The sequence below is a fragment of the Streptomyces sp. NPDC001970 genome (assembly GCF_053594115.1).
Window position 1 is genome coordinate 40,481 of sequence record NZ_JBSFDW010000038.1, and the last position, 12,602, is coordinate 53,082.

Annotated in this window: 13 protein-coding genes; 3 read left to right on the forward strand and 10 right to left on the reverse strand. The window is 69.9% G+C overall.

Annotation, left to right across the window (positions count from 1 at the left end):
• Positions 1 to 50: 50 nt before the first annotated feature.
• The 4 genes from ACWCP0_RS33735 to ACWCP0_RS33750 all read right to left on the reverse strand — a co-directional run bounded on the left by ACWCP0_RS33735 (position 51) and on the right by ACWCP0_RS33750 (position 4,036).
• A complete protein-coding gene (locus ACWCP0_RS33735) occupies positions 51 to 620 on the reverse strand; it encodes a TerD family protein (protein ID WP_451082600.1) in 570 nt (189 codons plus the stop codon).
• A gap of 284 nt (positions 621 to 904) precedes the next feature.
• The gene (locus ACWCP0_RS33740; RefSeq protein ID WP_451082557.1) at positions 905 to 1,612 is read right to left on the reverse strand and encodes a hypothetical protein; all 708 of its coding nucleotides are present in this window, start codon (positions 1,610 to 1,612) and stop codon (positions 905 to 907) included.
• Between the two features lie 139 nt (positions 1,613 to 1,751).
• Positions 1,752 to 2,327, reverse strand: a complete 576-nt coding sequence (locus ACWCP0_RS33745) for a TerD family protein (protein ID WP_451082558.1) — start codon at positions 2,325 to 2,327, stop codon at positions 1,752 to 1,754.
• Between the two features lie 302 nt (positions 2,328 to 2,629).
• Entirely contained in the window at positions 2,630 to 4,036 is a 1,407-nt protein-coding gene (locus tag ACWCP0_RS33750) for an LCP family protein (RefSeq protein WP_451082559.1), read from the reverse strand.
• 740 nt (positions 4,037 to 4,776) lie between these two features.
• On the opposite strand from ACWCP0_RS33750, the gene ACWCP0_RS33755 reads away from it, so the two are divergent.
• Positions 4,777 to 5,181, forward strand: coding sequence for a BlaI/MecI/CopY family transcriptional regulator (locus ACWCP0_RS33755; RefSeq protein WP_451082560.1), 405 nt, complete (start codon positions 4,777 to 4,779; stop codon positions 5,179 to 5,181).
• 5 nt (positions 5,182 to 5,186) lie between these two features.
• Positions 5,187 to 6,116 (forward strand): M56 family metallopeptidase, encoded by a 930-nt coding sequence (locus ACWCP0_RS33760; protein WP_451082561.1) that lies wholly within the window; start codon positions 5,187 to 5,189, stop codon positions 6,114 to 6,116.
• A gap of 98 nt (positions 6,117 to 6,214) precedes the next feature.
• Here ACWCP0_RS33760 and ACWCP0_RS33765 read toward each other — a convergent pair whose 3' ends face one another.
• Positions 6,215 to 6,478, reverse strand: a complete 264-nt coding sequence (locus ACWCP0_RS33765; protein WP_451082562.1) for a GlsB/YeaQ/YmgE family stress response membrane protein — start codon at positions 6,476 to 6,478, stop codon at positions 6,215 to 6,217.
• A gap of 143 nt (positions 6,479 to 6,621) precedes the next feature.
• Positions 6,622 to 7,077 carry a tellurite resistance TerB family protein gene (locus ACWCP0_RS33770; protein WP_451082563.1) on the reverse strand — a complete coding sequence of 152 codons (456 nt, stop codon included), beginning with the start codon at positions 7,075 to 7,077 and terminating at the stop codon, positions 6,622 to 6,624.
• 150 nt (positions 7,078 to 7,227) lie between these two features.
• Between ACWCP0_RS33770 and ACWCP0_RS33775 the strand changes: the two genes are divergently transcribed.
• Positions 7,228 to 7,359: a hypothetical protein gene (locus ACWCP0_RS33775; protein WP_451082564.1), complete on the forward strand. Its 132-nt coding sequence runs from the start codon at positions 7,228 to 7,230 to the stop codon at positions 7,357 to 7,359.
• A gap of 35 nt (positions 7,360 to 7,394) precedes the next feature.
• On the opposite strand, the gene ACWCP0_RS33780 is transcribed toward ACWCP0_RS33775, so the two are convergent.
• The 4 genes from ACWCP0_RS33780 to ACWCP0_RS33795 form a co-directional block, all read right to left on the reverse strand.
• A complete protein-coding gene (locus ACWCP0_RS33780; RefSeq protein WP_451082565.1) occupies positions 7,395 to 8,414 on the reverse strand; it encodes a hemolysin family protein in 1,020 nt (339 codons plus the stop codon).
• Positions 8,411 to 9,757 carry a hemolysin family protein gene (locus ACWCP0_RS33785; protein ID WP_451082566.1) on the reverse strand — a complete coding sequence of 449 codons (1,347 nt, stop codon included), beginning with the start codon at positions 9,755 to 9,757 and terminating at the stop codon, positions 8,411 to 8,413. Before ACWCP0_RS33785 ends, ACWCP0_RS33780 begins: the two co-directional genes overlap by 4 nt.
• Positions 9,758 to 9,955: 198 nt before the next feature.
• Positions 9,956 to 10,972, reverse strand: coding sequence for a hemolysin family protein (locus ACWCP0_RS33790; protein ID WP_451082567.1), 1,017 nt, complete (start codon positions 10,970 to 10,972; stop codon positions 9,956 to 9,958).
• A complete protein-coding gene (locus ACWCP0_RS33795) occupies positions 10,969 to 12,306 on the reverse strand; it encodes a hemolysin family protein (protein ID WP_451082568.1) in 1,338 nt (445 codons plus the stop codon). Before ACWCP0_RS33795 ends, ACWCP0_RS33790 begins: the two co-directional genes overlap by 4 nt.
• Positions 12,307 to 12,602: the final 296 nt, after the last annotated feature.

Consider the following 12,602-nt stretch of genomic DNA (forward strand, 5'->3'; position numbering starts at 1 on the left):
CTCGGTCGGCGAGCGTCACCTGATTGAGGCGCCGCCTGCGGACGGACAGGCTAGAGGTGGGGAGCGATGGCGGGCATCAGGTCCTGGAAGGTGCGGCCGTTGGCCGGTTCCCCAATGGCGGACATGTTCCAGCTGCCGCCGGAGCGGTGGACTTTGGCCATGATCTGGGCGGTGTAGGAGCCTCCGCCGGAGAGGGTGTATCGGGCCAGCTCCTGGCCGGTGTTCTCGTCGATAAGGCGGCAGAACGCGTTCTGTACCTCGGCGAAGGTCTGCCCTGCGAAGGAGTTGACGGTGAAGACGATCTGGTCGACGTGCGCGGGCAGACGCACCAGGTCCGCCAGGATCGACTCGTCGTCCCCTCCTTGGCCGGCGCCGCCGACGAGGTTGTCTCCGGTGTGGCGGACCGAGCCGTCCTTGCTGACCAGGTGCTGGAAGAACACCACGTCCACCGGCTCCTGGCCGGCGAAGAGCACGGCGGAGGCGTCGAGGTCGATCTCGCGGGCGGTCAGTTTGGCGAGGAAGCCCTTGCGCGGTGCGGCCTGCCAGCCCAGCCCCATGCGTACGACGCTGGGCGCGCCCCCGCCATTCTTCTCTAGGCTGATCTGCTGGCCCTTGGTCAGCGTGACTCCCACGGGTTTCCTCCTGGTACTCGGGGGCCGCGTGTGGCGGCCCAGTGCCGCATTGGGGTGGCGCGCCCAAATCTACAGCACTGTAGAAGCGGGTGGCAGTGGGCACGCTTCGACACGTCAGTGCGCTGTCAGGCAGGCCGGTGAGCGCAAAGGTCGCACTTGTTGGCCTCCGGTGGAGGCAGCCGCGCGCGTGTCGCGGGCTCCGGTCGCCGGTCACTCTGCGGTGCCCCCGCTGCGGCCAGGTAACAGGCTCCCGCAACCCACGGAAGGGGTGTTCAGTCCTGCGACGGGGAGGCGGGGCCCGTGAAGTCCGGACCCGAGAAGTCGGGGCCGCTGTCGCCGAAGCGGGCACCCCGCTGAGCAGGAAGGGCGGGTGGAGGCACCTGGGGAGCGGGGAGATGCAACTCCCTGCGCAGAAAGGGAATCAGGCCGCGCTTCAGCAGGGCGCGGCGCCACGCCTCGTGGGCCTGGGTGAGGGCGGGAATCTCCGTCCGCGGGCTGCGCGATGGGGTGCGGTGCCGCGCGGCGGTGATCAGCAGGGCAGCGGCTGCGACGAGTATCGCGAGGGCGGCAACGCCTGCGGCCGTCCAGCCGACATGGATCAGCGTGTCGGCAAGCGGTTGTTGGGTGCCGGCCAGCCAGAAGACGTGGCCGAGGAGGAGGAACACCGCCGCTGCCGTGGCGGACACGAGAGGTGTGAGCACGGCCAGGGCCGCCAGCAGTCCGCGTCCGCCGTCGGGCCGGGTCGTGGGTGCCGAGGTCTGGGCGGCGGCCCGCAGATCAAGGAGGGCGGTGTACTCGGCCGAGGCTTCGGCTGCGATGGCGTCGGATGCAGCGAGCGCCCGGGCGTGCATCTGTTCAGCGGTGACCGGCGCGGCGGGACGGTGCAGGGCCGCGTGAATGTCGGGAGTGTCAAGCGCCTGACGCAGCGCCTGCTCGAAGTCGGCTTGGTCCACAGCCTCAAGGCGGGCAGGTTCGTTCATAAAGATTCCGCGATCGTGTGTTGGGGCGGGCGCCGGTGTCCTTGCGTCGCGTGGATGCTTGGCGGCGGGAACGGTGGCGGCGATCGGGCTGCGGGCGGGCGGGCCGCAAGGCCCGGCCCGCCCTCGGGCGTCTGTTGGGTCAGACGCTCACGCCGAAGTCGGCGGCGATGCCGGCCAGGCCCGAGGCGTAGCCCTGGCCGACGGCGCGGAACTTCCATTCCGCGCCGTGGCGGTAGAGCTCGCCGAAGACCATGGCCGTCTCGGTGGCGGCGTCCTCGGACAGGTCGTAGCGGGCGAGTTCGGCGCCACCGGCCTGGTTGACCACGCGGATGAAGGCACCTCGGACCTGGCCGAAGCTGTGGCCGCGGCTCTCGGCATCGTGGATCGAAACCGGGAACACAATCTTCGTGATGTCCGCGGGTACAGCCGCGAGATCGACCTTGATGGTCTCGTCGTCGCCCTCGCCCTCACCGGTGAGGTTGTCGCCGGTGTGCTCCACCGAGCCGTCCGGGCTCTTCAGGTTGTTGTAGAAGACGAAGTGCTTGTCGGAGGTGACTTTGCCGGAGTCGCCTATCAGCAGGGCGCTGGCGTCGAGGTCGTAGTCGGTGCCGGTGGTGGTACGGACGTCCCAGCCCAGGCCGACCAGGACGGCGGTCAGGCCCGGCGCCTCCTTGCTCAGCGAGACATTGCCGCCCTTGGCGAGGCTCACACCCATGTCGCATCCCTTTCCTTCCGAGGGCCGGGCGTGCGTGCCCGGCACACCGAGTGACAGAACCTCAAATCTACAGCACTGTAGAAATCTCTGGGTGCTGCTTGCGCAGGCAGGCGGGCTACCCCCTGCGCTGCCTGGGCGGCCGATCGGTAGCCCGCCGCGCCGACGGGTCATCGAGCCACCGCATGTCTCGTCCTGGCACGCCCCGGAGGCCGCTGTGGCGGCCCACGGGTTGACCGCGAGGCCGGGGCGCCTTGAGACCGTTGAGGCATCGCAGGACGAGACCCTTCGGTCAGGCGGAGGAGTCACCCGCGCAGGCCGGAGTAGCCGGGCCCGACGGTGAGCGTGACCGCGCCCGGCTCGGCGTTCGGGTCGGCTTGCGGGGTGGCGGGGGTTTTCAGGCGGGCGGCCAGAGCTGCGGCGCGTTGCTCGAGGCCGGGCGGGTAGGTCACAGTGGTCGTCGCGGCGGTCTGGGGGGCGTTGCCGGTGCTCATGACCGTGTAGCCGGCCGTACGCAACTTTTCGGCGGCCCGGGCGGCCTGGCCGGGCGTGCCGGTGCCGTTGAGGACCTGCACTCTGATCGTGCGCGCCGGGACCGGTTCGTCCGCGGTCAGCTGATCCTTGTCGACTTCCTGGTCCTTGGCCAGGGCCGTGAACAGTGTCTGGGCCTGTGGGTATTGCCAGGAGATGTTGGCCTTGTCGGTCGGGACGTCCAGCTCGCGCGGGTAGTTGGGGACGGTGAGAAGGGTGAACCGGTCCCTGGGGATTGCCTGGAGGCTGGACGCGATGCCGTACAAGGGCTTGATACCGGCCAGGGCCGGGTCGGTGGTGAGTGACGTGGTCACCGCATCGAGGAAGTCGTACAGGCTGCCGGGGCTGGTCAGCTTCTGCTGGGCCTTCGCGGCCAGGGCCTGCATGAATTCCTGCTGGCGGCCTATCCGGCCGATGTCGGAGCCGTCACCGACGCTGTAGCGGGTGCGGACATAGCCGAGGGCCTCCTCGTCCCTGACCGTCTGGCAGCCGGCCTCCAAGCTCAGGCGCGCCTTCCTGTCATGGATCGCCGTCTCGGGGCAGACCTCGATGCCGCCCAGGGCGTTGACCATGACCTTGAAGCCCTGGAAGTCGACCGACACGAAATGGTCGATACGCAGTCCGGTGTTGTGCTCGATGGTCTTGATGGTGCAGGCGGCCGCACCGCCGACATCGCCCTTGGCGCCGCCGATGGCGAACGCCGCATTGATCTTGAAGTGGTGCGGGGCGGACTGCGTGCCGTCACCGCGATCGCAGGCGGGTATCTGCACCCATGAGTCACGAGGCAGAGAGACCACGGTCGCCCATTTCCCGTTCGCGGCGATGTGGAGCACCATCAGGGTGTCCGACTGCATCGTGTCCAGGTCTTTGCCGTACTCGGCATTCGCGCCGTCGCGGCTGTCCGAGCCGACCACCAGGATGTTCTTCGCGCCGGGGCTGAGGTTGACCGGACGGTCCCCGCCGATCTTGTTGTCGACGGCCGTGGCCTGGATATTGCCGTCCAGCTGCTGGTACAGCCACGCGCCGGCCCCGCCCGCGCCGAGAACCAGTACGGCGAGCGCACCGCCGGTCCAGGCCAGGATCCGGCCGCGCCGGGTCAGCCGGGCCTTGTTGCTGCGATGCCCCTGGGCGCGGGCATCTCGTCCGCGGCGGGCGCGGGATGCGCCAGGCTGCCTGTCCACTTGTCTGTACCCTCCGCGGCCCGGCCCGACGGGCCGTACTCCCTGGTCCTGATCTCGCCCGGGCCCCCGGTTCCGTGACGACGGAGCCAAGAATCTACAACGACGTAGAAGATGATGGAACGCAGGGGCATCGTGACCTGTGCGACAGCGCCCCATCCGCGCGACGGAGAGGACAGGCAGGTGGACAACAACCGGGACGAGCCTCCTCTGAGTCCGCCCGCCCGCAGAGGCCCGGGCGAGCTGGAGGCGAGCGTGCTCGCCGCGCCAGGACGGGCGTACGGGCCGGTCATGGCAAGCTGGGTGCGTGAGGAGAGCGGCCCCGCGCTCGCCTGCACCACGGTGATGACCACGCTGGGCAGGGTGCAGGTCAAGCAGGCCGTGGTCCGTCACCGCTTGGGCCCGCTCATATGGGTGCAGTGCCGTCGTCGACCGGGCGGGACTGGCCGCACTGCGGATGCACCGGGTGCTGGATGGGGAGAGTTAGGCCGTGCTGAGCCGGTTCGTCGCCGAGCTGTCGCCGGATGAGGAGCACTCGCCGCGGATCCGGCTCGGCCGCGACGGACCGCGTGACACAGGCAGCAGTCCGGGCCGCTGACGGCGCTCTACCCCGACGGCGGTTGGCCTGCGACCACGTCAGCGACGTCAACACCGCGGTGACAGCGGACGACGCCCACACGACGATTCAGTACGATGAACCACCCCGCATCAGCAGCGGGCCAGGAGGCGGGAGGTTGACGGGCATGACGGACCAGAACAAGGGCGGCACCGACCAGCATCCCCGCCGACGAGGCCAGGGCGAACTGGAGGCGCAGGTGCTCACGGCGCTGGGCCAGGCCCCCGGGCCGGTCACCGCCGCCTGGGTCCAGGACCGCCTTGGCAGCGACCTCGCCTACACCACCGTGATGACCATCCTGACCCGCCTGCACACCAAGGGCGCGGTCGCCCGGGAGCGGGCCGGGCGGTCCTTCCAATGGACCCCGGTCGCCGACGAGGCCGGACTCGCGGCGCTGCGCATGCGGAAGGTCCTGGACGCCGAGGCGGACCGGGATGCCGTCCTGACCAGCTTCGTCACCGCCCTCTCGCCGGGCGATGAGCGGCTGCTGCGGGACCTGCTGGCCCAGACGACAGGTGAAGGGGAAGACTGACAGGTATGGGGGTCTTCGTCTTCCTGCCGCTGGTACTGCCCTTAACGGCATGGCCGATCGCACGCCTGGCCGAACAGCACCTCCACCCGCGCGCCGCCACCTGGCTGCTGACCACCGTCGCTGCCGTGCTCGCGGTGTGCAGCACGCTGAGCCTGGCCCTGCTGATGGTGGTCGGCACCGCGCAACTGCCGGGCAACCCGCTGCCGGACGGCTGGTCGGACCCGGAAGTGCGCGAGGCGGTGCCTTTCGACGAGGTCGCGGGCAGGGCCGCCATCCCCGCTCTGATCGCGGTGATCACCGCGTGTACGAGAGCGGCCTGGCGGCACCACCGGGTACGCCACCGTGCCGGGCGCGCCCTGGTAGGACTGCCAGCCGCACCCGTGGCGGTGCTCCCCGACGAGACGCCGTACGCCTATGCACTCCCGGGCAGGCAGGACCGGGTCGTGGTCACTACCGGGATGCTGGACGCGCTGAGTGCAGCCGAGAGGCGGGCCCTGTTCGCTCACGAGCGCGCCCACCTGAGTGCCCGGCACCACCGGTTTCTGCTGGCCGTGCAGCTCGCGGCACGTGCGAACCCGTTCCTTCGGCCGCTGCGTACCGCCGTGTGCTTCACGGCCGAGCGATGGGCGGACGAGGACGCTGCCGACGCCGTCGGCAGCCGCCGCATCGTGGCACGGGCCGTCGGCAAGGCCGCGCTGATCTCCCGCGGAGCACCCATCGCGACACTGGCGGGATTCGCGGCCGCAGGGCCGGTGCCACGACGGGTGGCCGCCCTGCTCGGGCCGGCCCCCGCCGCACGCATCTGGCCGCCGATCTTCACCGCGGTGGGCCTGGCCGCCTGGGGAGCCGCTGCGGGCACTGCGGTCTCGGCGCTGTCCTCGGCCAACTCGGCCCTCACCCTGTTCTTCATCCTGAAGGCGTCGACACCGCTCTAGAGATCACGGGGACGTGCAATCGTGCTGCGGGCCGGCTCAGGCAGGCATCACTCGTGCCCTCGGGCGCGCTTGCGGTTCGCGGGTGGCCTGCGCCTTGATCAGCGGCGGGCTTTGAAGCGTTCGAGGGCAGCCACGCCCGCAGCGGCGAGGGCGATCTGGATGGCCCATTCGATCCAGTCGATGCCTTTGGTGTCCGCGACCCCGAGGGCTGCGGCGATGCCGGTACCGACAAAGGCCGCGGCAATGCCGACGCCCATCGTCCACAGGATGCCGATGCGCTGACGGCCTGGCAGGACCAGCCGTCCCAGTACGCCGATGATGATGCCGATCACGATCGCGCTGATGATGCCAGATATCTCCATGCCTGATTCCTCTCGGTACCTGTTGTGCGGAGCGGATGCCCATCGCCGAACCCGTCCATGCCCATCACAAGGGGCCCGGGGCGTAAGCCTGCAGGGCGAGACCTGCCGTGATGAGACGGCAGGCCCTCGCCCCGCGGGATGGTCTACAGGTCGAACTCGTGCGGCGGCAGCTCGAGCGCGTAACAGGCTTCGCGAACAACCGCCTGCTCGTCCTTGTCGAAGTCGCCGTCGGCACCGCCGATGACGATGCCGATCTGGATCACGGCCCGCGCCTCGGCCGGCTTCTTCTTCGCCTTGGCCACCTCTTGCAGGACGCTGACCTTGCCGAAGTCGAAGTCTGCGGACAGCTTGTTGCAGTTGTCGTCGAAGCGGCGCTGGAGGTCGTCTGCCGGGAAGTTCTGCAGCACCTCATTGCTCGCGATGAGCTGGGCCACCTTGCGCCGCTCGGACGGATCGATGGTGCCGTCGGCGGCGGCCACAAGCGCGCACATCGCCATGCTGGCGTCTCGGAACGCCCCGCTCTTGAGGTCGTTCTTCTTCGCCATGAGCTGGGTCTGCATCGTCGATGCGGATTCCTTGATGCGATCCCACAGGGCCATGCCAACTCCGTGTGTGTCAGGGCGGTCCAGGCCGAAAGGAAGACGGTCCGACCACCACTCCTTCTACATTGATGTAGAAACTACCAGGGTCGGCAAGGCAGCCTCACCCTTCACCGCCATGCGGCAGCCGCCGGATCCGCGGACCGCGGGGTGAAGCCGCCGCCGTCCGGTCGGCGGGATGTCTTTGCCGACTGGCTGCTGGAGGGCGAGCCGCGCGACCGCGACGAGGAGAAGACCGATGAGACGGCTCTCTCCTCCTGCGAGCGCGGCCGCGCACCGTGAGCACCGTCCTCTGGTGGTCAGCGTGCGTGCCGGGATCACACCGCCTGCGGTCCCATGAGCCGGACGATGAGGTCGTCGAGGCTGACCAGCCCGGTGACCCTTCCGCTGCCGTCGCGCACGACGGCGAGTGAGGCGCGGCGCTGGCGCAGCTGCTCGACCGCATGCGAGACGGTGTCGCCTGAGGCCAGCTCAGGGACGGGGCGAGCGAGGTCGCGGGCGCTCAGGACGCTGCCGCGGGTGCGGGCGACCAGAGCGTCGCGGGCGTGGACCGAGCCGAGGACCCGCTCGCCGTCACGGACGAGGAGGCGGGAGCGGTCGGCTGCGGTGGCCCGGGCAAGAATCGTGTCGGCGTCCGCGTCGGCGGGGACGGTCACGATGTCCCGCGCCGGAATCTGGAAGTCGGCGACCGGGGTCTGCGGTTCGGTCAGGGAGCGGGTGATCAGGTCGGAATCGGTCGTGTTGATCAGGCCGAGGCGCTCGGATTCCTCGACCAGGTGGGTGAGCTGCTCGCGGTTGTGCACGGCGGTCAGCTCGTCGCGAGGCTGCACGCGGCACAGGCGTACCAGCGCGTTGCTGACCTTGTTGAGGAGCCAGATCAGCGGCCGTACGCCCTTGACGAGCGCACGGAAGGGCGGGGTGAGGAGCATCGCCGAGCGTTCCGGGTGAGCGATGGCCCAGGACTTGGGCGCCATCTCACCGACCACCATGTGCAGAAAGACGACGATGATCATGGCGAGGGCGAAGGCGATGCCGTAGCTGAGTCCGGCGGGCAGGCCCAGCTTCTCCAGGAGCGGGTCGACCTGGTGGGAGATGGCGGGCTTGGAGATCGAGCCCAGGCCCAGCGTGCAGATGGTGATGCCGAGCTGGGCGCCGGCGAGCATCAGGGACAGCTCGCGCATTCCGGCGAGTGCGGCCTTGGCGCCGCGCTGCCCCTCGGCGGCGGCCTTCTCCATGCGGTGCCGTTTGGCGGCGACCAGGGCGAATTCGGCGGCGACGAAGAAGCCGCTGCCGATCAGCAGCAGAACGGTGACGAAGAGTGCCATCGGGAAGCTCATGCCTGCGGCTCCTGCTCCTGGGCCTGATCCTGCTGGTTGGTGAGGCGCTCGATGCGTACGCGCTCGGGGACATGGCGGTCGAGGTTCAGAACCTCGATGTCCGCCCGGCTGTTGTCCGGCAGGTCCACGGTGAGGCGGTCCCCGATCGCCGGGAATCGTCCGAGGCGGTCGATGATCAGGCCGGCCACGGTGTCGTAGTCGTCCTCCTCGGGCAGGCCGATACCAGTGGCGTCCTCGACCTCGTCGAGGCGGCGGCCGGCGTCGACCAGCCAGCCGCTCCCGTCGGCGACCGCGAGATTGACGACCGTGTCGGTCTCATCCGCGATGTCGCCGACCAGCTCCTCGGCGATGTCCTCGTACGTGACGATGCCGGCGACGCCGCCGTGCTCGTCCAGGACGACCGCGAACTCGTCGTCCCGCTCACGCATCTGCGCCACCGCCTGGGGCAGCGGGAGCGTGTCGGGCAGCAGCAGGGGGTGGCGGGCCGCCTCGCTCGCGGTGGCGTGCTCGAAGCGGGCGGCGGGCAGGTGCATCAGGTCCCGTACGCCGAGGACACCGGTGATGTCGTCCGGGTGGTCGCCGAAGACGGGGTAGTTGGAGTGACCGTGCTTGGCGATCAGCTCGACGGCCTCGGCGAGGGTCGCGTCCTTGCGTACGAACACGGCGTCAGCGCGCGGCACCATCACCTCGTCCAGCGTGCGCTCGGAGAACTCCAGGGCGTGGTCGAGGAGCTCGGCGGTGTCGGCGGGCAGCTGGCCCTGCTCGTGGGATTCGCCGATCAGGTGGCTGAGTTCCTCGAGGGTGGCGCCGTGGTGCAGTTCCTCGACCGGTTCGATGCCGACCTTGCGGAGCAGCTTGTTCGCGGCGCCGTCGAAGATGTGCACCACCGGGCCGACGATCTTCAGATAGATGAGCGTGGAGGACGCGAGGGACTTGGCGAGGCGTTCGGGGACGGCCAGCGCCAGGTTCTTGGGCGCCAGCTCGCCCAGCACCATCTGCAGGACCGTGGCCAGCACGAAGGCGAGGACGACCGAGATGGCCGTTACCGCGCCGTCGGACAGGCCGAGGCCGTCCAGCGCGGGCTTGAGCAGCGCGGAGACGGACGGCTCGGCGAGGAAACCGACGACCAGACCGGTGACGGTGATGCCCAGCTGGGCGCCGGACAGCATGAAGGAGAGCCGTCCGAGGACCTGCACGGCACGGGCGGCACGCTTGTCGCCCGCGTCGGCCTCACGAGCGAGGGCGAGACGGTCGGCAGCGACGTAGGCGAACTCCTGGGCGACGAAGTAGCCGGTCCCGGCGGTCAGGACGAGGACGGCCAGCAGGCCCAGTGCGGCGTTCATCGAGCACCACCCCGCCGCATACCGTGATCACGTGCAGGCCGGCGAGGCGGTCGGAGACTGCGCTGCGGCATGGAGGGGTCCGTCGGTCTGGCGGACAAGATGGGTGCTCCTTCTCAGGGTGAGGGTCAGAGGCATACCTGGCCCGAGTATCGGCGAGATGCGGCACAGGCAGCTGTCAGGCGGCCCGCACAGGGCCTGTCAGGTGGCGGCCGGGCCGACCAGCTCCTCGAGGACGTCCTCCATGGTGACGAAGCCGAGGACCGTGGCCCCGTCGCCGGTGACCGCCGCGAGGTGGCCGCCGGCGGCGCGCAGGGCGGTGAGGGTGTCGTCCAGTGGCGTGTCGATACGGACCCTGGTCACCGCGTGAAGTGACGTACGCGGGAACGGCTTGTCCCGGTCGGTGACACCGAGGGTGTCCTTGATGTGGAGATAGCCCAGGACGGCACCCGTGGGGCCGGTGACCGGGAAGCGGGAGAACCCGGCAACGGCGGCGGTGCGCTCAAGCTGGGCCGGGGTGACCCGGTGGTCGACCGTGATCATCTGCTGCGCCGGGACGAGGATCTCGCCGACCGGGCGGGTGCCGAGCTCCAGGGCGTCGCGCAGCCGCTCGCTGTCCGCGGGCGACAGGAGCCCGGCGGCGCTGGTGTCGCGGACCATTCGGGCGAGCTCGTCGTCGGTGAAGACGGAGGCAACCTCGTCCTTCGGCTCGACCTTCAGCAACCGCAGCAGTGCGTTGGCGCAGGCGTTGATGCCGAAGACGACCGGACGCAGGGCGCGGGTGAGGGCGACCAGCGGCGGGCCGAGCAGCAGGGCCGTCCTCACCGGTGCGGCGAGCGCGAGGTTCTTCGGTACCATCTCGCCGATAAGCATGTGCGCGTATGTCGCAGCGGTGAGCGCGATGACGAAGGCGATCGGATGCACCAGGGCGTGCGGGACACGGGCCGCCTGGAACGCCGGCTCCAGAAGATGGGCGATGGCGGGTTCGGCGACCGCGCCGAGCACCAGTGAGGACGCGGTGATGCCGAGCTGGGCGGTGGCCATCATCTGGGAGATGTGCTCCAGGCCCCACAGGGTCATGCGGGCGCGCGTGTGGCCCTGGCGGGCGTACGGCTCGATCTGGCTTCGGCGTACGGAGATCAATGAGAACTCGGCGCCGACGAAGAAGGCGTTGGTCAGCAGGGTGAGGAAGCCGACGGCGAGCTGGATGGCAGTCATCGGGCCACCTCGTGGCGCTGCCGCCCCGGTACTCGTGCGGGTTCGGTGATGTGGACGCGGTCGGCCCGGTGGTGCTCGACGTCGAGGACGTCCAGACACCAGCCGTCGACGACGACCGTGTCGCCTTCGTCAGGGATGCGCGCCAGGCTGGTCGCGATCAGTCCGGCCACGGTCTCGTAGGGGCCTTCGGGGGCGATCAGTCCTATCCGGGCGAGCTCGTCGATGCGTACGCTGCCGTCCGCCTCCCAGGTGGCGCGGCCGTCAGGGGTCGGCGGGGCGGGCAGCAGGTCGGGGGCTTCGGCGGGGTCGTGCTCGTCGCGGACCTCGCCGACGACTTCCTCGACGATGTCCTCCACGGTCGCCACTCCGGCGGTGCCGCCGTACTCGTCGATGATCACGGCCATCGTGCGATGTGCGCGCAGCCGCTCCAGGAGGCGGTCCGCGGTCAGGGTGTCGGGCACCAGCAGCGGGTCGGTCGCCAGCTCGGTGACGGGGGTTGCGGCCCGCTTGTCCGGGTCGATGGCGAGGACATCGCGGATGTGGACCGTGCCGATGACCTCGTCCAGGCTGTCACGGTAGACGGGGAAGCGGGAGAGTCCGGTGGCGTACGTCAGGTTCGCGGCGTCGGCCGCGGTGGCGTGCGCTTCCAGCGCGCGGACGTCGACCCGCGGGGTCATCACGTTCTCGGCGGTCAGCTCGGCCAAGTGCAGCGTCCGTACGAAGAGTTCGGCGGAGTCCGCCTCGATGGCGCCCTCGGCGGCCGAGTGCCGGACAAGGGAGACCAGCTCCGCGGGGGTGCGGACGGAGGCCAGCTCCTCGGTGGGCTCCAGCCCGAAGCGGCGGACGAACCGGTTCGCCGTGGAGTTGAGATGCCGGATGAACGGACCGAAAGCGGCGGTGAAGCCCCTCTGAGGACCGGCCACGACCTTGGCGACGGCCAGCGGACGGGAGATCGCCCAGTTCTTCGGCACCAGTTCGCCGACGACCATCAGGACGACCGTGGAGACGGCGACCCCCAGCACGGTGGCGACGGAGGAGGCGGCCGGGCCCAGGCCGATGGCTTGGAGTGGGCCACGCAGCAGCGTCGCGAGGGACGGCTCGGCGAGCATGCCGATCACCAGCGAGGTGACGGTGATGCCGAGCTGGGCACCGGACAGCTGGAAGGTGAGCCGACGAACTGCCCTGAGCGCGCCTTCGGCTCCTCGCTCCCCGGCCTCGACGGCCTGCTCCAGCGCGCCACGCTCGACGGTGGTCAGGGAAAACTCGGCCGCGACGAACACCGCGCAGGCCAGGGTCAGTGCCAGGGCCAGAAGCAGCAGCAGGACTTCGATCACCGTGCCACCCCCGATCCCTCGCTCAGCTGGCGCGGGCAGGCAGCGACACGGCTGGTACTGGGAGGCTCACCCATTACGGGTCGCTCACTCCTTCTCGACTTGTCGGATCGGGCGGATCCTGAGCGGTCTCGGTGAGGCAGTGCCTCGGTCCCATGGTAAAGGGTCGGCAAAGACTCCTCGGTGGGCTGGATGGACCGCCCTCGCAGTGCTTTTCGGACGTTCCCTGGCGAGTGGCCTGGATGTCGCCCGCACGGGGGTCCGACCTCTATACTTCTACATGCATGTAGAAAACGCGA

What these genes read in the sequence shown, in the direction of transcription:
- ACWCP0_RS33780 (WP_451082565.1), bottom strand. Translation starts at nt 8,414, where the DNA reads ATGAGCTTCCCGATGGCACTCTTCGTCACCGTTCTGCTGCTGATCGGC.
- ACWCP0_RS33765 (WP_451082562.1), bottom strand. Translation starts at nt 6,478, where the DNA reads ATGGAGATATCTGGCATCATCAGCGCGATCGTGATCGGCATCATCATC.
- ACWCP0_RS33740 (WP_451082557.1), bottom strand. Translation starts at nt 1,612, where the DNA reads ATGAACGAACCTGCCCGCCTTGAGGCTGTGGACCAAGCCGACTTCGAG.
- ACWCP0_RS33745 (WP_451082558.1), bottom strand. Translation starts at nt 2,327, where the DNA reads ATGGGTGTGAGCCTCGCCAAGGGCGGCAATGTCTCGCTGAGCAAGGAG.
- ACWCP0_RS33755 (WP_451082560.1), top strand. Translation starts at nt 4,777, where the DNA reads ATGACGGACCAGAACAAGGGCGGCACCGACCAGCATCCCCGCCGACGA.
- ACWCP0_RS33760 (WP_451082561.1), top strand. Translation starts at nt 5,187, where the DNA reads ATGGGGGTCTTCGTCTTCCTGCCGCTGGTACTGCCCTTAACGGCATGG.
- ACWCP0_RS33785 (WP_451082566.1), bottom strand. Translation starts at nt 9,757, where the DNA reads ATGAACGCCGCACTGGGCCTGCTGGCCGTCCTCGTCCTGACCGCCGGG.
- ACWCP0_RS33790 (WP_451082567.1), bottom strand. Translation starts at nt 10,972, where the DNA reads ATGACTGCCATCCAGCTCGCCGTCGGCTTCCTCACCCTGCTGACCAAC.
- ACWCP0_RS33770 (WP_451082563.1), bottom strand. Translation starts at nt 7,077, where the DNA reads ATGGCCCTGTGGGATCGCATCAAGGAATCCGCATCGACGATGCAGACC.